The sequence below is a fragment of the Brachymonas moutaii (nom. illeg.) genome (assembly GCF_049977365.1).
Taxonomy (GTDB): Bacteria; Pseudomonadota; Gammaproteobacteria; order Burkholderiales; family Burkholderiaceae_C; genus Brachymonas.
Map to the genome: position 1 here is coordinate 23,696 of NZ_JBNGEN010000004.1, position 19,002 is coordinate 42,697.

The window sequence follows — 19,002 nt, forward strand, 5'->3', positions numbered from 1 at the left end:
CATGACGCGCACTTCCGCTCCTTCCCCTGTGCCCGCCGATGTCTCGGCCATCGACGCCTTCGTCGACGCGCTGTGGCTGGAAGACGGGCTGTCGACCAACACCCTGGCCGCCTACCGGCGCGATCTCACCCTGTTTGCAGATTGGCTGCTGCATCACAGCGGTTCAGGCTGCACCCTCGATACCGCTTCCGAGCCCGAGCTGCAGCACTACCAGGCGGCCCTGTACCTGCAGGGGGGCAAGGCCACGAGCGCCAACCGCAAGCTCACCGTTCTTCGGCGCTATTACCGCTGGGCCGTGCGCGAGCGGCGCAGGGCCGAAGACCCGACCCTGCGCCTGATGGCCGCCAAGCAGCCGGTGCGGGTGCCCCACAGCCTGTCCGAGGCCCAGGTCGAGGCCCTGCTGGCCGCGCCCGATGTGACGACCCTGCTCGGGCTGCGGGATCGGGCCATGCTCGAACTGATGTACGCCAGCGGGCTGCGCGTGAGCGAGCTGGTGGGGTTGCGGCGCCATGGGCTGGGTCTGGGCGAGCAGGTGGTGCGCGTGACCGGCAAGGGGGACAAGGAGCGCCTGGTGCCTTTCGGTGACGAAGCCGCACGCTGGCTGGAGCGCTATCTCCAGGAGGTACGCCCCGTGCTGCTGGCCGGCCGTGCGTCCGATGCGGTGTTCGTCACGGCCCGGGGCATGCATGCCGGCGAGGCGATGACGCGCGTGATGTTCTGGAACCTGGTCAAGCGGTATGCGCGCAAGGCCGACATCCAGGCGCCGCTGTCGCCGCATACCCTGCGGCATGCATTCGCCACCCATCTGCTCAACCACGGAGCCGATCTGCGCGCGGTGCAGATGCTGCTCGGGCATGCCGACATCAGCACCACCACCATCTACACCCATGTGGCGCGCGAACGGCTCAAGACGCTGCATGCCCGGCACCACCCGCGTGGCTGAGGCCGTGACTCCGGGCCGGGCCATCCAGCTCCAGGGCTTGCGTACAGGGCAGTACGCCCGTGGCGGAGCCCCCTTCGCTGGCATGGTTCGATGAACCAGAAAAAAGGCGCCGCTCCCGAAGGAGCCGCGCCTGTGGCCGGCATATAGCCCGTGACATGGCACGGGGCGCAGGAGGGGCTCAGTGCTCGACCTGCGTCACGTCGCGCACGGCACCGGTGTCGGCACTCGTCGTCATGGCGGCATAGGCACGCAGGGCAGCCGAAACGTGGCGCTCGCGGTTGACCGGCTTCCAGGCCGTCTTGCCACGGGCTTCCATGGCGCTGCGGCGTTCGGCGAGCACGTCATCGCCCACGGCCAGATGGATGCGGCGCTGCGGAATGTCGATCTCGATGGCATCGCCTTCCTCGATGAGGCCAATGGCGCCACCTTCGGCTGCTTCGGGCGATGCGTGTCCGATGGACAGGCCCGATGTGCCGCCCGAGAAGCGGCCATCGGTCAGCAGCGCACACTGCTTGCCCAGCCCCTTGCTCTTGAGGTAGCTCGTGGGGTAGAGCATTTCCTGCATGCCAGGGCCTCCCTTGGGGCCTTCGTAGCGGATCACCACCACGTCACCGGCAACGACCTGGTCGGCCAGAATGGCCTCGACGGCATCGTCCTGGCTCTCGAACACGCGGGCACGGCCGGTGAACTTCCAGATGCTTTCATCGACACCAGCCGTCTTCACCACGCAGCCGCGTTCGGCAATGTTGCCGAACAGCACGGCCAGGCCGCCATCCTGCGAGTAGGCATGGGCCTGGTCGCGGATGCAGCCTTCGGCGCGGTCGGTATCGAGCGACTTGTAGCTGCGGCTCTGGCTGAAGGCCTGCGTGGTGCGCACGCCGCCGGGGGCAGCCAGGTAGCGCAGATGGGAGGCACTGCCCTCGTTGTTGCGCATGACATCCCACTCGGCCAGCGCCGTGTCGAGCGAGGGGCTGTGCACCGTGTGCACATGGCCGTGCAGCAGCCCGGCGCGGGACAGTTCGGACAGGATGCCCATGACCCCGCCGGCGCGGTGCACGTCTTCCATGTGGTACTTCTGCGTGGCAGGGGCCACCTTGCACAGGCACGGCACATGGCGGCTCAGGCGGTCGATGTCGGCCATGCGGAAATCCACCTCGGCTTCGCTGGCAGCCGCCAGCAGGTGCAGGATGGTGTTGGTCGAGCCACCCATGGCGATGTCGAGGCTCATGGCGTTCTCGAACGCTTCCTTGGTGGCGATGGAGCGGGGCAGCACGCTGTCGTCGTCCTGCTCGTAGTAGCGCCGCGCCAGTTCCACCACCAGGCGGCCTGCCTGCAGGAACAGTTCCTTGCGCTGGGCATGGGTGGCGACGAGCGAGCCGTTGCCCGGCAGGGAGAGGCCGAGCGCCTCGGTCAGGCAGTTCATGGAGTTGGCCGTGAACATGCCCGAGCACGAGCCGCAGGTGGGGCAGGCCGAGCGTTCGGTGGCGGCCACTTCGGCGTCGGGGATGCGGTCGTTGGCGGCGTCGACCATGGCATCGATCAGGTCGAGCTTGCGTTCCACCTGGCTGCCGTTGGCAATGGCGATGACCTTGCCGGCCTCCATGGGGCCGCCGGACACGAACACCGTGGGAATGTTCAGGCGCATGGCGGCCATGAGCATCCCGGGGGTGATCTTGTCGCAGTTGCTGATGCACACCAGGGCGTCGGCGCAGTGCGCGTTGACCATGTATTCGACGCTGTCGGCGATCAGGTCGCGGCTTGGCAGGCTGTAGAGCATGCCCAGATGCCCCATGGCAATGCCGTCGTCGATGGCGATGGTGTTGAACTCCTTGGCCACGCCGCCTGCGGCTTCCACTTCGCGGGCCACCAGCTGGCCGAGGTCATGCAGGTGCACATGCCCGGGCACGAACTGCGTGAACGAATTGGCAATGGCGATGATGGGCTTGCCGAAATCCCCGTCCGTCATGCCGGTGGCGCGCCAGAGCGCACGGGCGCCGGCCATGTTGCGGCCGTGGGTGGAAGTGTGGGAACGGTATTGCGGCATGAGTGAAATCCTTGTGGTGAGGCATGTGCGTCAGACACATGTCATGTATCGATCGATTATGCCAAATCACTCTGGAAAGTCACGATTTCCCTGACTGGGGAGAGAGGGGGGTGGTGTTACAATTTATCAGATTAACTAGTGACGGAGACACCGACGATGGGACAGAGCTACCAAGATCTTTACCGGCAAAAACTCGTATCGGCTGAAACGGCTGCTGCGCTGGTCAAGTCGGGCGATACCGTTTTCATGGGCGAATTCGTCCAGAACGTCGAGGCATTCGATGCCGCACTGGCACTGCGCAAGAACGACCTGCGCGATGTGATCCTGACCACCACCACGCGCGTCAAGCCGCTCAAGTGCGTGGAGGCCGATCCGCGCCGCGAATCGTTCATCTGGAACGACTGGCATTTCTCCGGCCTGGCTCGCAAGGGCGCCGAGAAGGGGCTGGCCAGCTACATTCCCTTCACCTACCACCAGGGCCCCAAGATCGTGGACGAGTACATCGCTCCCGATGTGGCCGTGGTGCAGGTCACTCCCATGGACGTGCATGGCTACTTCAACCTGTCGACCAGCTGCTCGATGGGCCCGGCCTATCTGCGCAAGGCCAAGAAGGCCATTGTGGAAGTCAACACCTCCGTGCCGCGCTGCCTGGGTGGGCTGGAGGAGTGCATCCACATCTCCGAAATCGACCATGTGATCGAAGGCCCCAACACGCCGCTGGTCCAGCTGCCGGCCACTCCGGTGAGCGAGGCCGACCAGGGCATCGCCAACCACGTCATGAACCTGATCGAGGACGGCTCCACGATCCAGCTCGGCATTGGGGCCCTGCCCAACATCGTCGGGGCCATGATCGCTCAGAGCGACCTCAAGGACCTTGGCGTGCACACCGAGATGCTGGCCGACTCCTATGTCGACATGTACGAGGCTGGCCGCATCACCGGCAAGCGCAAGGGCATCGACCACGGCAAGATGGTCTACACCTTCGCCATGGGCTCCCAGAAGCTCTATGACTTCCTGGACATGAACCCGGCCGCCGCGATCTTCCCGGTGTCCTACACCAACAACCCGAACGTGATCGGCAGCAACCCCAAGGTGGTCGCCATCAACAACGCGATCGAGGTGGATCTGTTCTCGCAGGTGTCGAGCGAATCGGCCGGCACGCGCCAGATCTCCGGCACCGGCGGGCAGCTCGACTTCATCCTGGGTGCCTTCAACTCCGAAGGCGGCAAGGGCCTGATCTGCATCAGCTCCACCTTCAAGCAGAAGGACGGCACGCTGGCCTCGCGCATCGTGCCCACGCTGTCTGCCGGCTCCGTGGTGACCTGCCCGCGTTCGCTGGTGCACTACGTGGTGACCGAATACGGCTGTGCCCAGCTCAAGGGCAAGTCGACCTGGCAGCGTGCCGAGGCCCTGATCGCGATTGCGCACCCCGACTTCCGCGACCAGCTCGTCAAGGACGCCGCAGAAATGGGCATCTGGCGCCATTCCAACAAGCTGGACTGAGCCTGTCCGGCGCAGGCAGAAGCCTTTCGATGGCTGTCTGCCTCACCGCACAAAAAGGCGCTGCCCTTGCCCGGCAGCGCCTTTTTGCATGGACGGTGCAGCGGCAGCGTGCGGGGGCACCACATGATGTGCAGGATAAGGTGCTGGCCGGCAGGGCCTGAAGACAGAGGAGAAGACAGATGTCCGTGCAGACGGGATTGGTGTTTCTGGGAGTCAGTGTGGTGTGCAGCGTGGCCGTGGGCGCGCTTCTCAAGGCGGGGCGGGCACGCGGGCTGGATGTGCGGCAGGCCATCTTCATGAACTATGTGGTGGCGTCTTCCCTGTGTGCCTGGCTTCTGCGCCCGGATATTCCCCGGCTGTTCGAGCCAGGTCAGCCCTGGGGCATCTTTCTGGCGCTCGGGGTGTTGCTGCCGTCGGTGTTCCTGCTGCTGGCCCGTTCGCTGCACGAGGCGGGGCTGGCACGCACGGATGCAGCGCAGCGGCTTTCGCTCATCATTCCGCTGCTGGCGGCCTTTGTGTGGTTCGGCGAGCCCCTGACGGCGCGCAAGCTGCTGGGGGTAGGGCTGGCGCTCGGAGCCATGGCCTGCCTGCTGACCCGTTCCGGGCGCGGCGGTGCCCGCAAGGGGCATGGGGCAGGGAGCTGGATCTGGCCCCTGACCGTGCTGCTGGGGTATGGCGTGATCGACATCCTGTTCAAGCAGATGGCGAAAGCAGGGGCCGCCTTCCCGGGCGGCTTGCTGGCGGCCTTTGCGCTTGCCGGCGTGCTCATGCTGGGCTATCTGGCCGTGGTGCGGGTGCGCTGGGGAGCAGGGCATCTGCTGGCCGGTGTGCTGCTGGGCGGGCTGAACTTTGCCAACATCTATACCTACATCCGGGCGCACCAGAGTCTGCCGGGCAATCCGGCGCTGGTGTTCTCCTCGATGAACATGGGGGTCATCGTGGGCGGGACGCTCCTGGGAGCCTGGGCTTTCCGTGAACCGCTGGGGCGGCTGAACTGGCTGGGCGTGGCGCTGGCGCTGGGGGCCATCGGGGCGATGATGCCGGCATAATCCGGAAAGCCCGGCAGCCTGTCGGCGACAGCGTCTCCCGGAGACGAGGCGCCGATGCAAGGCGCCGCGCCTGCCTTGCCTTCTCCATTCCTCTCGCTCTCGACTGTTGCCCATGCGTCTGCGCCCTGCCTGGATCATCGTTGCCGCCTGCATTGCCACGGCCTGCGCCGGACTGGGAGTGTGGTACTGGCTCACGGCTCCCACGGTGCTGCGGCTGGCCGTGGGCAACGAAGGCCGTGAGCATGCACGGCTCATGAACGCCTTTGCGCAGAAGCTCACGGCCGAGCACGCCGCCGTGCGGCTGAAGCTGGTGCGCAACCAGAATCTGGTGGAGAGCGCGGCCATGCTCGATGCCCACGAGGCCGATGTGGCCGTGGTGCGCAGCGACCACATGCCGCGCGATGGACTCACGCTGGCAATCCTGAACCGTTCGGCCATCGTCTTTGTGGCGCCCGCAGGCAGCCGGCTGCGCCGGGTAGCCGACCTGCGGGGGCACGCGGTAGGGGTGCTGCGGGGTGCGACCGACAACACGGGCATCTTCGATGCGCTGCTGGCCAAGGACAAGCTCGACCGCAGCCATGTGCGCGTGGTGTCCGTCACCTACGGCGATCTGCAGGAAGTGATCGACACCCATCGGGTGGATGCGATCATGGTGGCTTCTCCGATCCAGAGCGGCATGGTGGAGCGGGTGCTGACGGCCATGACCACGGGAACCGGCCCCCGGAGCCGCCCGGTGCTCTTCGGCGTGGAAGATGCCGAGGCGCTGGCCGCGCACGACCAGGCCTTCGACGCGACCGATCTGCCGCGCGGTACCTTCGGCACCGACCCGGCATGGCCGGCGGAGGATCTCTCTACCGTGTCGATCACGCAGCGTCTGGTGGCGAGCCGCCAGGTGCGCGATGGCCCGGCGGGTGACCTGACGCGGCTGCTGTTCACCATGCGCACGGCACTGGCTGCGCAGATACCCTCGGCCAATGCCATCGAGGCGCTTGACCCCGACGATGCGGCCACGGTGGGGCTGCATCCGGGGGCGCGGCAGTACTATTCAGGCGAGCAGCAGACGTTCATCGAGCGCTACTCGGATTTTTTCTATATCGGGATCACGCTCCTGACCATGGTGGCATCGGCCATCGGGGGGCTGTGGAGCTACCTGCTGTCGCAGCGGCAGGAGTCGGCCGTGCACATGGCGCACCGGCTGCTCAAGCTGCAGTACCACGCCCGGCTGGCGGCCGATGCCGAGGTGCTCGACGACATCGAGGCCCAGGCCGATGAGCTGCTGGGTCAGGCGGTGACCATGGCCGAGGAGGGGCGCATGAATGGCTCCCAGTTCCATACCTTTGCCGTGCTCAACCAGAGTCTGCTGGCCGCGATTGCCCAGCGCCATGCCCGGCTGGCTGCTGCATGGGGGCCAGAGCACGCCGGGGCTGTATCCGGGGATCAGCGGTCCGCGTAGGGGTTGGCAATGCCCAGGCCAGCCAGGATGCGGATTTCCTCGGCTTCCATGGCTTCGGCATCGGCCTCACTGGTTTCGTGGTCCCAGCCCTGGGCGTGCAGGGCACCGTGCACGAGCAGGTGGGTGTAGTGCTCGGCCAGGGGCTTGCCGAGCTCGGCAGCCTCGCGTGCCACCACGGGAGCGCACAGCACCAGATCGGCCATGACCATGGGCGCGCCGCTGTAGTCGAAAGTCAGCACGTTGGTGGCGTAGTCCTTGTTCCGGTAGTCGCGGTTGAGCGTCTGTCCTTCTTCGGCATCGACGATGCGCACGGCGAATTCCCCATGCTGCACGTCCTGCCCCAGGGCGTGACGCAGGGTGCGGATGACATGGTGGCGGGGCAGGGCCGCGCGGTGCAGGGGCGCATCGGCAAGGCGGGCGAACTGCAGCGAAAGAGCGAGCGGAGGCAGGGGGGCGGTCATGCGGTGTCCTTGGCGCGGCGGGTGGCACTGGTGGCGGCATCGTAGGCGTCGACGATGCGCCCGACCAGGGGGTGACGCACCACGTCGGCGCTGGTGAAGCGCACATGGGAGATGCCATCGACCCGGCGCAGGACGCGCTCGGCATCGATCAGGCCGCTGGTCTGCCCTTTGGGCAGGTCGATCTGGCTCACGTCGCCCGTCACCACGGCCTTGCTGCCGAATCCGATGCGGGTGAGGAACATCTTCATCTGCTCGGGGGTGGTGTTCTGGGCCTCATCGAGAATGACGAAGGCGTTGTTGAGCGTGCGGCCCCGCATGAAGGCGAGCGGAGCGATTTCGAGCGCGCCGCGCTCGAAGGCCTTCTGCACCTTCTCGAACCCCATGAGTTCGTAGAGTGCGTCATAGAGCGGGCGAAGGTAGGGATCGACCTTCTGCACCATGTCGCCCGGGAGAAAGCCGAGCCGCTCGCCCGCCTCGACCGCCGGCCGGGTGAGCACGATGCGCTGCACGCTGCTGCGTTCGAGGGCGTCGACGGCACAGGCCACGGCCAGCCAGGTCTTGCCCGTGCCGGCCGGCCCGATGCCGAAGGTGATGTCGTGGTCGGCAATGTTCTGCAGGTAGACGCCCTGGGTGGCGGTGCGCGCACGCAGGTCTCCCCGGCGGGTGGAAAGCCCGGCGTCCTCGGTGGGCAGGGGCTCGGTGCCGTCCCCGGCGAGCATGAGCTGCACGAGGCTGGCCGGCACCGGGCGGGCGGCCTGTTCGTAGAGGGCCTGCAGCACCTCCATGGCCTGGTGGGCGGCGGCCTTGGGGCCTTCGACCTTGAACTGTTCGTGGCGGTGTGCGATGCGCACTTCCAGAGAGCGCTCGATGGTGCGCAGATGCTCGTCGAGCGGGCCGCACAGGTGGGACAGCCGGCTGTTGTGAAGGGGGGTGAAGCTGTGGCGTAGGATCATGATGGAGAGGGCGCATGGCTGCCGCCGCAGGCGGGATGCGGCTGTGGCATCATCGCGGGGGCTTGCGCTCGACAGGTTCAAAGGATACCCCATGATCGGAAAACTCACCGGCACGCTGCTGGAAAAAACGCCTCCCCAGGTGCTCGTGGACTGTCACGGAGTGGGCTACGAGGTAGATGTGCCCATGGGCACGTTTTACAACCTCCCGGCCGTGGGGGCGACGGTGAGTCTGCTGACCCATTTTGTGGTGCGCGAAGATGCGCAGCTGCTCTATGGCTTCGGGACTGCGCAGGAGCGGGAGGTGTTCCGGCAGCTGCTGCGCATCAGTGGCGTGGGCGCGCGCACGGCGCTGGCCATTCTCTCGGGCATGAGCGTGGCCGATCTGGCCCAGGCCGTGGCAGCGCAGGAGACGGCGCGGCTGGTCAAGGTGCCCGGCATCGGCAAGAAGACGGCGGAACGGCTGCTGCTCGAACTCAAGGGCAAGCTCGGAGAAGTGGCGATGCCGGCAGCCGGCACAGGCGCGACAACCGAAGCCCAGCAGGACATTCTCCAGGCGCTGCTGGCCCTGGGCTACAGCGACAAGGAAGCCAGTGCCGCACTCAAGGCCCTGCCGGGCGATATCGGGGTCAGCGAGGGCATCCGCCAGGCCCTGCGTGCCCTGGCCCGATAGGGGGCGCTTGTCCCTGCCAAGCAGAGGAGCTGGCAGGGAGTGCGGCGGTTCTGGGCTGAGCGCCTCGTCTTAGCCTCGTCCTATCGTGAGACCGGCGCGGGGCATCCGGCCAGCCGGTGGGCATCTGCCGGAGTGAGCTGCCACAGCCGGCGGTGGTCGCGGTCCGAGGCGGGGGCCTGCCACACGAGCGGAGCATGGGCCAGCAGCGGCAGAGTGCGTTCCACATCGACACTGCCCCAGAGCCACAGGGTGTGGGTCAGTGTGGGGCTGCACAGGCGCTGGCGGAACTGCGAGAAGGTGAGCAGGTTGTCGTGCCGGACGGCGGGATCGAACTCCCCGGCATCCCATAGCTCCTTGCGCCAGGTGTCGCCCCACATGGCTTCGGGGTCGTCCCATACGCTGACGATCCAGGAGGGGGTGGGCTTGGCCAGATGGAACTGCAGGTCGGAGGCCAGGCTGTCGAGCATGACGACCTGATCGCCCGGCTGCAGGCGCGGGGCGAGCCAGCGTGCGGCGGCAGCGGCAGGCTGTGGGCGCATGAGCGTGATGGCGATCACCGTGGCCAGGCACAGCGCCACTGCACCCAGCACCGTGGCACCGACCAGCCGCGGGGAGGGGCTGCAGGCATTCGCCGGCGTCTGCTCGGCTGAGGCTGAAGAACTGCGGGGCTGTTCGCTCGAGATGCCCATCCCGATGCGCACCACCAGGAAGGCCCAGGCCGGCAGCACGGGCAGGATGTAGCCCACCAGCTTGGATTCGGGCAGGGAGAAGAAAAGAAGAATGAGCAGCAGCCACACCACGGCCAGGCGGTCGAGGCCGGCGGCGCTGTCGGGCGGGACGGGGCGGCCCCAGGTTCCCATAGCCGGCAGACTGCGTGCCGCCGGGCCGGAGGACCGGCGCCAGAGCGGGCGCAGGAACCAGAGGGTCCAGGGCAGGCACATGAGGATCAGCGTGGCGGGATAGAACCAGGCCGGATGGGCATTGTTGAAGCCGCCTGCGGCAAAGCGCTGAAACTGCTGGTAGACGAAGAAATAGTGAAAGAAGCCCGGAAAGCGCTGTTCCATGGCTCCATACCACGGCAGCACCACGACCGCAAAGAGCCCCATGCCCACGGGCGAAAGCAGTCGCAGGATATCGGCTCCGCGCCGCTGCCAGGCCAGCCACACCAGCAGCACCCCGCCGGGCAGGACAATGCCGATCAGGCCCTTGGCCAGCACGCCCAGTCCGGCCAGTCCGTAGGCGATCCAGACCCAGCGGCGGAACGGGCGCTGCCGCTGCGCCTGCAGCACGGCATGGGCGCCCGCCAGAATGGTGACGCTGATGAGCGCGCCGACCAGCATGTCCAGATTCAGGTATTGCCCACCCCCGAACAGCAGCGGCATGGTGGCGAGCACGAGCAGGGTCCGGCCGGCAATGCGCGGGCCGGCATGGCTGCGCAGGAAAAGGTAGGTGCCCATGCCCATGGTCCAGGCGGCCAGGGCGGCGGGCAGGCGGGCGACCCAGGGCGCCGCCCCCAGCAGCTGCATGGCTCCGGCAGCAAGCCAGTAGTACAGCGGAGGCTTGTGAAAGAAGGGCATGCCGTCGAGGCGTGGGGTGATCCAGTCCCCGCTGAGCAGCATGTGCAGGGCCACGCTGCCGTAGCGCCCTTCGTCCGGCATGGCGAGGGGGCGTACCCCAATGGTGGCCAGCAGCCACAGCGCCAGCAGCACGCCCGGCACAAGAAAGGGATGGCGCGCGCAGCGGGCGCGCCAAGGGCACAGGGAGAGGGAGGGCATGGGCCTGAGGGAGTGGGGTAAGGCGGAAAGACCGTAGGGCACCGAGCAGACGGTGCCGCCGCCAGCGGGCTTCGATATGCCACGCCAACAGCCGAACTGGAGCCGCAGAGCGGTTGCGCATGCTACAGGAAAAACGTGACGCCTAGATGACATTTGCGTGACGTGAATATGTCATCCGGGTGTCGTGCGGCATGACCTGCCTCCGGAGGGGACGCTGGGGGCTTTGCACAACCGCGCCCATCTGGCCGACAATGGGCGGCCTGTGTTTCGCCCCCGGTGGGCGCCGATGGATACCCCCATGCCCCTGCATACCGACAGTCTTTCCACCCTGGATTCCGAACCGGCACCGCGCATGGTGTCGGCTGCCCCCGTGTCGACGGGCGAGGAGGTGCTTGAACGCGCCCTGCGTCCGCGCCTGCTCGACGAATATGTGGGGCAGCACAAGGTGCGCGAGCAGCTCGAGATCTTCATCGGTGCGGCCCGCAAGCGGGGCGAGGCGCTCGACCATGTGCTGCTGTTCGGTCCGCCGGGGCTGGGCAAGACCACACTGTCGCACATCATTGCGCATGAGCTGGGCGTGAACCTGCGCCAGACGAGTGGCCCCGTGCTCGAAAAGCCCAAGGACCTGGCGGCCCTGCTCACGAACCTCGAACCCAACGATGTGCTGTTCATCGACGAGATTCACCGACTGAGTCCGGTGGTCGAGGAAATCCTCTACCCGGCCCTGGAGGACTACCAGATCGACATCATGATCGGCGAGGGCCCGGCGGCCCGCTCGATCAAGCTCGACCTGCAGCCCTTTACCCTGGTCGGAGCCACCACGCGCGCGGGCATGCTCACCAATCCGCTGCGGGACCGCTTCGGAATCGTGTCGCGGCTAGAGTTCTACACGCCGGAGGAACTGGCCGCCATCGTCACCCGCAGTGCGCGTCTCATGGAGGCGCCCATCGACGCCGAAGGCGCCTTCGAGATCGCGCGCCGCAGCCGCGGCACCCCGCGCATTGCCAACCGCCTGCTGCGTCGGGTGCGCGACTATGCCGATGTGAAGGGCACGGGGCGCATCACGCTGGACATGGCCCGCAGGGCACTGGCCATGCTCGATGTCGATCCCCAGGGCTTCGACCTGATGGACCGCAAGCTGCTGGAGGCCGTGGTGCACCGTTTCGATGGCGGGCCGGTGGGACTCGACAACATTGCGGCAAGCATCGGGGAGGAGCCCGGCACCATCGAGGATGTGATCGAACCCTACCTGATCCAACAGGGCTTCCTGCAGCGCACCCCGCGCGGACGGATCGCCACCTCGGCCGCCTACCGGCACCTGGGCGTGCTCCAGCCCGAAGGGGCGCAGCCGGGAGGGCTGTTCTGAGTGCGCCGCCCAGTGAGGGGGATGTCGTCTGGAGGGGCAAAGAGGGTTTCTGGCCTTGTGGAGCGGCTGGTTTGATGCATAAAAGATGATTCAAATCATGGGGTTGCTCCGCTCGGCTGGCGTTGCGTTGCGGAAACATCTCTCCTTGAGATGACGCAAAGTGAGGAGGATTTCACAGGGAGAAACCATGATGGAAACGGTCCGCACCGGGAGCGGATGCACTGCACTTCTACAATGTCATGACCGCCAGTTTTAAAGAAGGGCATGTACATGCATGCAGCTTCTCATGCTGGCAAGGGCTCCCCGTCGGGACATTCTGTCTGCGATGCGTCATGAGGGGCAGGCCCTGGGAATGGCAGCTCCGATGCAGGTGCCATGTCGGTGGGCAATGGTTGCAAGGAGGGAAGACAGGGCATGATGGGGCTGTCGTCCGGATTCTGGGAAGTGCTGCGCGGTGCCCTGATGGGCATTGTGGTGCTGCTCGCCTTCTATACCGCGCGCCATGTCATGTTTTCCCTGCAGCGGCTGTTCGGGAGGCAGCGTGGGCTGTATGCGCCCGTGGCGCTCGGGCCCTGGCCCCGGGTGACGGTGTTCATTGCAGCGCACAACGAGGAGGAGGTGATCGCCGACTGCCTCGAATCGCTGCTCGCGGTGGACTATCCGCACGAACTGCTGACGCTCATGCCGGTCAATGACCGCTCCAGCGACGGAACCTACGACATCATCGAGTCCTATGTGCGCCGCTATCCCGGGCGCATCCGGCCCTTTCACCGCAAGGATGGCAAGCCGGGCAAGGCGGCAGCCCTCAAGGACGCCACGCAGATCGTGCGCGACCACGGGCTCGGGGACATCATTGTGGTCTTCGATGCCGATTACACCCCCAGCCGCAGCCTGCTCAAGCAGATTCTGGCGCCATTCTTCGATCCGGAGGTGGGCTGCGTGATGGGGCGCGTGGTGCCGCAGAACGCGGGGGTCAATCTGCTCACGCGCATTCTCGACCTCGAACGTTCGGGCGGCTACCAGGTCGACCAGCAGGCGCGGGAGAACATTGTGGGCGTGCCCCAGTATGGCGGCACCGTGGGCGGTATCCGGCTGCGTGCGCTGGCCGATGCCGGAGGCTGGCACGACGACGTGCTGGCCGAGGACACGGATCTGACCTTCCGGCTGCTGCGCACCGGCTGGCGCACGGTCTACATCAACCATGCCGAGTGCTACGAGGAAGTGCCCCAGAGCTGGGCGGTGCGGGCCCGCCAGATCGGCCGCTGGGCCAAGGGGCACAACCAGGCACTCGCCCGTCACGGCTGGCGCGTGCTGCACCAGCGCACCATGCCCTTTGTGACGCGGATCGACGCCACGGCGCTGCTGGGCGTCTACATCATGGCCCCCATCCAGATGCTGGGATGGATGCTGGCCCTGCTGATGTTCTATGGGGAGCAGGGGGCGAATGTGCTGGCATATCTGTCGCTTGCCACGGTGATGGTGTTTTCGTGCTTCGGCAACTTTGCTGCGTTCTTCGAGGTGGCAGCGGCCGTGCATCTGGACGGACACCGAGGGCGGCTGCGGCTGTTGCCCCTGCTGGGTGAGGGCTTTCTGGTGAGCGTGGTCAGCATCACCAAGGCGACGCTCGACCTGATGGTGCTCGACCGCCTGCTGAACCGGCAGTTTCAGTGGGACAAGACGGCCCGCTACCGCCGTTCGCAGGGGGCACCGGCCTTGCCGGGCAGCGTGCCGGCTTCTGGGGGCGCCCTGTCGCCGGCATTGCCTGCGCCGGGAGGACTGCCTGCCGGACATGCCGCTGCACCCGGCCCGGCTGCCGTGCCTGCGACGGAAGGGAGGGCGGCATGAATCTGCCTTCCTGGGGCTGGGCCATTCTGCTGCTTGTGCTGACACTGGTCTGGTTTGTGCTGCCGCTTGTTCCCGCGTTCTGGGAGCTGTGGCGCAACCGCGATGCAGATCCCGTGGAGGTCGATCCGCTGGGCTCGGCGCTGATTCCCCTCTCGGACGGCAGCCTTGATGTCGATGGCGCGGCGGGGCCCGTGAGGCTGGCGGCAGGCCAGCGGTTTTACCGTGTGCAGGGAAGCTGCATCCGTTTTGGCCGGGGGCCGTGGCTGGAGGATCGCCCCGATGCCCTGGGGGTGCATGTGGCCTTCGACGAGCGCCCGACCACCCACGCGGGGTCGCTCACGATCCCGCGCGGACAGACGCTGCAGGGCAGTCAGGTGGTGCATGGCGATCTCGTGATGGAAGAATCCAGCGTGCTCGATGGCAGCGCCAAGGTGCATGGACAGGTGCGCATGGCGCGTGGCTGTCTGGTGACTGGCACGGTGTTCGGCATGGACCGCATGGCCGTGGGGCCGTGGGGCCGGGCGGGCGTCTGCGCGGGACCGTGTCGGTGCAGGAGTCGCTGCACATCGCGGCGCATTGCGCGCTGGGCTGGGCCGACCACCCCGTCAGCGTGTCGGCCCGGCGCATCGTGGTGGGTGAAGGCACCACCGTGCATGGCGTGATCTGGGCGCTGATCCAGGGACGGGTGGAGGCGGAGGCTGCATGAAGGCGCCACGGACTTCCCTGCTGGTGGCGTGCCTGGGGCTGGGCACCGCCCTGGCGTTCGGCAGTGGCCAGGCGCAGGCGGCCGGTGCTGAAGGTGTCGCTGGCACGCCTGCAGCGGCCGCATCGCCGGGGCTGTCCGCCTTTGTCACGCCCGACGGCGCCCTGCGGATCCGTTCCCGTGGCCACGCCTCGCTCCCCGGCCAGCCCGAGATCGACCCCTATTTCGCCACGCAGGCGCTGATCATCGAGCGCCGTGCGGGCAACCGGCAGGCCGATGCACTGGTGGTGGGCTGGCTGCGCTGGCTGCTGCCCCGGCAGGGGGCCGATGGCCGCATCGCCCGGTTCTGCGGTGCGGACGGGGCATGGCGAGCCTGTGCTCCGGCGGACGCGGACGATGCCATGGCGGCTTCACTCATCGAGCTGCTGGCGCGCAGCCGCGACCTGCTGCCGGCAGCGATGCACGCGTCTGCGGATGTGGCCGACCGCCGGGCCCATGCCCTGCTGCGCCAGCTGCGCCGCCCGGATGGGCTGTACCGGGCCCATGCAGGAGAAGGCCCGGCCTATCTCATGGACAACGCCGAGGTGCATTCGGCCTTGCTGGCTGCGGGACAGCGGCAGGAAGCCGCAGCGCTGCAGCGTGCCATGGAGCATACATTCCATCACGGGCCGGGACTCTGGTCGCCCGCCGATCCGGCCTATGCGGACGGGCCGGCGTTCTATCCGCATGCCGTGGCGCCGACCTATCGGTGGCGCGAGGGGCTCATCGATGCACCGGCGCTGCAGGCGGAGGCGGCAGCCTGGCTTGCCCTGTACGGGCGGGCATGGCTGGAACGCACGGCCGACCCCTATCCGTGGGGCATCGTGGCCTGGGCCATGCACACCACCGTGCCACGGGCGGCCGGCTGCTGGCGGCTGCGGGCCCGTGCCGTATGGTCCACGGCGTACTGGACTGTGCTCGATCAGGCGGTGGAAGACGCGCTGGCGCTGCAGGGCATCGTCCCGGCCGTGGCGCCCGAACTGTGTCCCGCCACCGGCAGGGGGGAGGGGGCATGACTGCGACGCGTCCCAAATTTCTGCGCTGGGAGGTGATGCTGGCCCTCGTGGTGCTGGCTCTGGGCTATTTTGCGTGGCAGGACCAGCGTGCCGCGCCGGTGCAGGAGGGGGCAGTCGTGCTGCTGGTGCCGGACGGCATGTCCGCCAGCGCGCCGCAGGCCCGCATGTGGCGCGACGCTGCCTCCGAGGAGGGGGTACAGCTCCAGGTGCTGGCGGTGAGCGAGTGGGCGCGCGCCGTCACGCGGCACCACCGGCAGTGGCCTGCGCTCATCGTGCCCGACACTTTTCAACGCAGCCTCGACGACACGGCGGTGCGCCTGCTGCACGAACAGGTGCGTGCCGGCACGCGGCTGATGCTGGTGTACGACGCCGGCCTGCTGGACGGGCAGGGGCACTATGCGCCCGGAGCGTCGCGCTTCTCGGACCTGACGGGGATGCAGTATGGCCTCTATGACACGCTGCACGCGGGCATGACCACGTCGAGCCAGATCCGGGGTTCGGCCGCCATGATGGAGCATCTGCAGATTCCGCCGGGCCGGTATCTCGATCTTCATGCCGATTTCCAGCATGACACGGTGATGTTCAGCGGGCGGCCCATGAGCCGCGAAGTGGCCGTCAATGGCTACCGGCAGGGCGATGAGGGGCAGACCTTCCCGGTGCTGGTCACGCGGGGCCAGCCGACGCAGGTGCTGCTGCACTCCGAGCAGGGCTACCCCATCCTGTCGCGGCAGGTGCTGGGCAAGGGCGAGACGCTGTTCGTCAACCTGCCCATCGGCTATCTCAAGCAGCGCACCGACGGCATCTTTCTGTCGGGCATGCTGCGCTATTTCGTGCAGGACATGCTCGGCTGGCCACGCCTGGCCAATACGCCGGACGGCAAGGGCGGCATCGTGCTGAACTGGCACGTCGATTCGACTCCCGCCATTCCTGCGCTGCAGGAACTGCAGAAGTCCGGGGTGCTCGACGAAGGGCCGTATTCCTACCACTTCACCGCCGGGCCCGATGTCTACCACCCCGGCGATGGCGCCGGCATGAACGTGCCGGCCAATCCCGAGGTGCGGGCCCTCATCCAGGATCTGGCGCGCAGGGGCAATGCCATCGGCGACCATGGCGGCTGGATCCACAACTACTTCGGCGAGCGCATCAACGACAGCAACGGCCCCGAGTACGTGCAGTATCTCGACCTCAACCAGCAGGCCCTGACCGCGGTGCTGGGCTATGCTCCACGCGAATATTCGGCCCCCGAGGGCAACACGCCGCTCTGGACCCTGCGCTGGCTCGAGCAGCACCACTTTCTGGGCCTGTATCTCACCGGCGACATCGGCATGGGCGCCACCCGCACCTGGCTGGGGGAGGAGCGCCTCAGCCCCACGCTGTGGATGTTCCCGGTGCTCACCATGGGCGAATTCGCCACGGCCGAGGACGTGCACAAAGAAGGCATGCCGCTCGCGCTCTACAGCGACTGGCTGGGGGCCGTGGTCCGTTTCGTGCGGGAGAACCAGGCCGTGCGGCTGGTGTATTTCCATCCGCCGGGCGCCGTCATGGTGCTGCCGGCCGTGCGGACCTTCGTGCAGGAGATGCGTGCCTGCCGGCTCGCCGGTGACTGCCGCTGGTTCACGCTCACCCAGATGGCGGATTTCATGAACCGGCGCGAAGCGGTCCAATGGACGCATACCCTCGCGGCGGAGGGAGACGTGCTGTCCGCATCCGCACCGCAGACGCTGGCGCAGATGAGCTGGTGGGTGCCCCAGGCACGGTTCGGCCGGCCGGAGCTGCTCTCCGGACAGGCTCGGATCGATGCCCATGGGAACCAATGGCGCATCACGGTCCTCTCAGGAAAGGACATCCGCGTGCGCCTGCCGCATGCACGATGAGCTGCAGTCACGAACATCGCAAGAATGTCACAGGGCCTCGTGCCCCTACAGGGAGAAAAAGAACATGCATACCCTTCATAGCGCGCCGGTCGTGCTGGCCATGGGCACACGGCCCGAGATCATCAAGATGGCCCCGGTGGCCCTGTGTCTGCAGCGGCTGGGCGTTCCCGTGCGGATCCTGCATACCGGCCAGCATGACGAGGAGATGGCCCTGCCGCTCTACCGCTTCTTCGGCCTCGTGCCCCACGCCAGCCTGACGCTGGAGCGCCGGCAGCCGGGGCTGGCTGCGCTCTCGGCCGAGCTGCTCGACATCATCACTGTCCAGCTCACGGACTGGCGTCCCTCGGCCGTGCTGGTGCACGGCGATACCAGCAGCGCGGCCATGGCGGCACTCGCCGCGTTCTACCAGCGCATTCCCGTGGGGCACGTCGAGGCAGGGCTGCGGTCGGGGCAGATCTATGAGCCCTTCCCCGAGGAAATGAACCGCCGCCTCATCGGGCAGCTGGCCACCTGGCACTTCGCGCCCACGGCCCGGGCCGTGTCCAATCTGCGCCGCGAGGGGCTGGAGGAGGGCGTGTTCGAGGTCGGCAACACCGTGGTCGATGCCGTGCGCTGGGCCGATGCCCGCCTGCGCCGCATGGCCGAGGAGGGCGCGCCCCTCGATGTGCCTGCGCTCGACTGGTTTGCCCGCACGGGCTGCAGCCGCCTGGTGCTCGTGACCGCCCACCGGCGGGAAAACTGGGAGGCCATGCGCCAGATCGCCAGTGCCGTCAACGACATTCTGCTGGCCGAACCCGGGCTGGCCGTGGTCTGGCCCCTGCACCCCAACCCCGCCGTGCAGCAGGCCGTGCGCACCGTGCACGACGCCGTGCCCGAGGCCGTGCGTCGCCGCTGGCTGCTGGTGGCGCCCCAGGACTATCCGTCCATGGTCTCGCTGATGGTACATTCCGACGTGCTGCTGTCCGACTCTGGCGGCGTGCAGGAAGAGGGCGCCTCGCTGCACCGGCCGGTGCTCGTGCTGCGCAACGTCACGGAACGTCCCGAACTCATTTCGAGCGGTGCGGGGCGCCTCGTCGGCACCGACCGCCGCCAGGTCGCCGTGCACACCCTGGAGCTGCTGCGCGATGCTGCGGCCCGGCAGCGGATGCAGACGCCCGTCAATCCCTTCGGAGATGGCCAGACCGGCCAGCGCATTGCCCGGCTGGTGGCGCAGGGGGTGCGACGTGGCGGAGCGGTGCCTCCCCAGGCCGCCGAGCCGCCTGCCGCTCCCCGCAGCGTTCCTTCCGTTCTTCCTGCCTGAAGCGTTTT

At 67.4% G+C, this 19,002-nt stretch carries 15 protein-coding genes; 11 read left to right on the forward strand and 4 right to left on the reverse strand.

Translation table 11 applies throughout. The features are described 5' to 3' along the window. Position 1 precedes the first annotated feature (1 nt). Entirely contained in the window at positions 2-943 is a 942-nt protein-coding gene (xerD, locus tag ACP2WS_RS06240) for a site-specific tyrosine recombinase XerD (RefSeq protein WP_426459993.1), read from the forward strand. A gap of 178 nt (positions 944-1,121) precedes the next feature. On the opposite strand, the gene ilvD is transcribed toward xerD, so the two are convergent. Continuing rightward, positions 1,122-2,987, reverse strand: coding sequence for a dihydroxy-acid dehydratase (gene ilvD / locus ACP2WS_RS06245; RefSeq protein WP_426459994.1), 1,866 nt, complete (start codon positions 2,985-2,987; stop codon positions 1,122-1,124). A 156-nt stretch (positions 2,988-3,143) separates the two neighbouring features. On the opposite strand from ilvD, the gene ACP2WS_RS06250 reads away from it, so the two are divergent. The 3 genes from ACP2WS_RS06250 to ACP2WS_RS06260 all read left to right on the forward strand — a co-directional run bounded on the left by ACP2WS_RS06250 (position 3,144) and on the right by ACP2WS_RS06260 (position 6,992). Continuing rightward, a complete protein-coding gene (locus ACP2WS_RS06250; protein ID WP_426459995.1) occupies positions 3,144-4,490 on the forward strand; it encodes an acetyl-CoA hydrolase/transferase family protein in 1,347 nt (448 codons plus the stop codon). 185 nt (positions 4,491-4,675) lie between these two features. Further along, positions 4,676-5,539 (forward strand): EamA family transporter, encoded by an 864-nt coding sequence (locus tag ACP2WS_RS06255; protein ID WP_374494198.1) that lies wholly within the window; start codon positions 4,676-4,678, stop codon positions 5,537-5,539. 112 nt (positions 5,540-5,651) lie between these two features. After that, positions 5,652-6,992 carry a TAXI family TRAP transporter solute-binding subunit gene (locus tag ACP2WS_RS06260; protein ID WP_426459996.1) on the forward strand — a complete coding sequence of 447 codons (1,341 nt, stop codon included), beginning with the start codon at positions 5,652-5,654 and terminating at the stop codon, positions 6,990-6,992. Here the strand turns inward: ACP2WS_RS06260 and ybeY are convergent. Both ybeY and ACP2WS_RS06270 read right to left on the reverse strand, forming a co-directional pair. Beyond that, positions 6,977-7,453, reverse strand: coding sequence for an rRNA maturation RNase YbeY (gene ybeY / locus ACP2WS_RS06265; RefSeq protein WP_426459997.1), 477 nt, complete (start codon positions 7,451-7,453; stop codon positions 6,977-6,979). The two genes, ACP2WS_RS06260 and ybeY, sit on opposite strands and share 16 nt — an antisense overlap. After that, positions 7,450-8,406, reverse strand: a complete 957-nt coding sequence (locus ACP2WS_RS06270) for a PhoH family protein (RefSeq protein ID WP_426459998.1) — start codon at positions 8,404-8,406, stop codon at positions 7,450-7,452. The genes ybeY and ACP2WS_RS06270 overlap by 4 nt, the downstream gene beginning before the upstream one ends. A gap of 91 nt (positions 8,407-8,497) precedes the next feature. On the opposite strand from ACP2WS_RS06270, the gene ruvA reads away from it, so the two are divergent. Then, complete coding sequence (gene ruvA, locus ACP2WS_RS06275) at positions 8,498-9,076, forward strand: Holliday junction branch migration protein RuvA (protein WP_374494196.1); 579 nt, start codon at positions 8,498-8,500, stop codon at positions 9,074-9,076. Positions 9,077-9,156: 80 nt separating this feature from the next. Here ruvA and ACP2WS_RS06280 read toward each other — a convergent pair whose 3' ends face one another. After that, positions 9,157-10,851, reverse strand: a complete 1,695-nt coding sequence (locus ACP2WS_RS06280) for an ArnT family glycosyltransferase (protein WP_426459999.1) — start codon at positions 10,849-10,851, stop codon at positions 9,157-9,159. A gap of 298 nt (positions 10,852-11,149) precedes the next feature. Here ACP2WS_RS06280 and ruvB point away from each other — a divergent pair, with 298 nt between their 5' ends. From ruvB to wecB, 6 genes are all read left to right on the forward strand, one after another. Further along, positions 11,150-12,217, forward strand: coding sequence for a Holliday junction branch migration DNA helicase RuvB (gene ruvB / locus ACP2WS_RS06285; RefSeq protein ID WP_374493495.1), 1,068 nt, complete (start codon positions 11,150-11,152; stop codon positions 12,215-12,217). Positions 12,218-12,631: 414 nt separating this feature from the next. Beyond that, the gene (locus ACP2WS_RS06290; protein WP_426460000.1) at positions 12,632-14,062 is read left to right on the forward strand and encodes a glycosyltransferase family 2 protein; all 1,431 of its coding nucleotides are present in this window, start codon (positions 12,632-12,634) and stop codon (positions 14,060-14,062) included. After that, the gene (locus ACP2WS_RS06295; RefSeq protein ID WP_426460001.1) at positions 14,059-14,724 is read left to right on the forward strand and encodes a hypothetical protein; all 666 of its coding nucleotides are present in this window, start codon (positions 14,059-14,061) and stop codon (positions 14,722-14,724) included. Before ACP2WS_RS06290 ends, ACP2WS_RS06295 begins: the two co-directional genes overlap by 4 nt. Positions 14,725-14,764: 40 nt before the next feature. Next, positions 14,765-15,820, forward strand: coding sequence for a hypothetical protein (locus tag ACP2WS_RS06300; RefSeq protein ID WP_426460002.1), 1,056 nt, complete (start codon positions 14,765-14,767; stop codon positions 15,818-15,820). Beyond that, positions 15,817-17,694 carry a polysaccharide deacetylase family protein gene (locus ACP2WS_RS06305; protein ID WP_426460003.1) on the forward strand — a complete coding sequence of 626 codons (1,878 nt, stop codon included), beginning with the start codon at positions 15,817-15,819 and terminating at the stop codon, positions 17,692-17,694. The genes ACP2WS_RS06300 and ACP2WS_RS06305 overlap by 4 nt, the downstream gene beginning before the upstream one ends. Before the next feature lie 64 nt (positions 17,695-17,758). Continuing rightward, positions 17,759-18,994: a non-hydrolyzing UDP-N-acetylglucosamine 2-epimerase gene (gene wecB, locus ACP2WS_RS06310; RefSeq protein WP_426460004.1), complete on the forward strand. Its 1,236-nt coding sequence runs from the start codon at positions 17,759-17,761 to the stop codon at positions 18,992-18,994. Positions 18,995-19,002: the final 8 nt, after the last annotated feature.

Coding starts and splice junctions, on each gene's coding strand:
- xerD (WP_426459993.1), top strand. CDS start 2: ATGACGCGCACTTCCGCTCCTTCCCCTGTGCCCGCCGATGTCTCGGCC.
- ilvD (WP_426459994.1), bottom strand. CDS start 2,987: ATGCCGCAATACCGTTCCCACACTTCCACCCACGGCCGCAACATGGCC.
- ACP2WS_RS06250 (WP_426459995.1), top strand. CDS start 3,144: ATGGGACAGAGCTACCAAGATCTTTACCGGCAAAAACTCGTATCGGCT.
- ACP2WS_RS06260 (WP_426459996.1), top strand. CDS start 5,652: ATGCGTCTGCGCCCTGCCTGGATCATCGTTGCCGCCTGCATTGCCACG.
- ybeY (WP_426459997.1), bottom strand. CDS start 7,453: ATGACCGCCCCCCTGCCTCCGCTCGCTCTTTCGCTGCAGTTCGCCCGC.
- ACP2WS_RS06270 (WP_426459998.1), bottom strand. CDS start 8,406: ATGATCCTACGCCACAGCTTCACCCCCCTTCACAACAGCCGGCTGTCC.
- ruvA (WP_374494196.1), top strand. CDS start 8,498: ATGATCGGAAAACTCACCGGCACGCTGCTGGAAAAAACGCCTCCCCAG.
- ACP2WS_RS06280 (WP_426459999.1), bottom strand. CDS start 10,851: ATGCCCTCCCTCTCCCTGTGCCCTTGGCGCGCCCGCTGCGCGCGCCAT.
- ruvB (WP_374493495.1), top strand. CDS start 11,150: ATGCCCCTGCATACCGACAGTCTTTCCACCCTGGATTCCGAACCGGCA.
- ACP2WS_RS06290 (WP_426460000.1), top strand. CDS start 12,632: ATGATGGGGCTGTCGTCCGGATTCTGGGAAGTGCTGCGCGGTGCCCTG.
- ACP2WS_RS06295 (WP_426460001.1), top strand. CDS start 14,059: ATGAATCTGCCTTCCTGGGGCTGGGCCATTCTGCTGCTTGTGCTGACA.
- ACP2WS_RS06300 (WP_426460002.1), top strand. CDS start 14,765: ATGAAGGCGCCACGGACTTCCCTGCTGGTGGCGTGCCTGGGGCTGGGC.
- ACP2WS_RS06305 (WP_426460003.1), top strand. CDS start 15,817: ATGACTGCGACGCGTCCCAAATTTCTGCGCTGGGAGGTGATGCTGGCC.
- wecB (WP_426460004.1), top strand. CDS start 17,759: ATGCATACCCTTCATAGCGCGCCGGTCGTGCTGGCCATGGGCACACGG.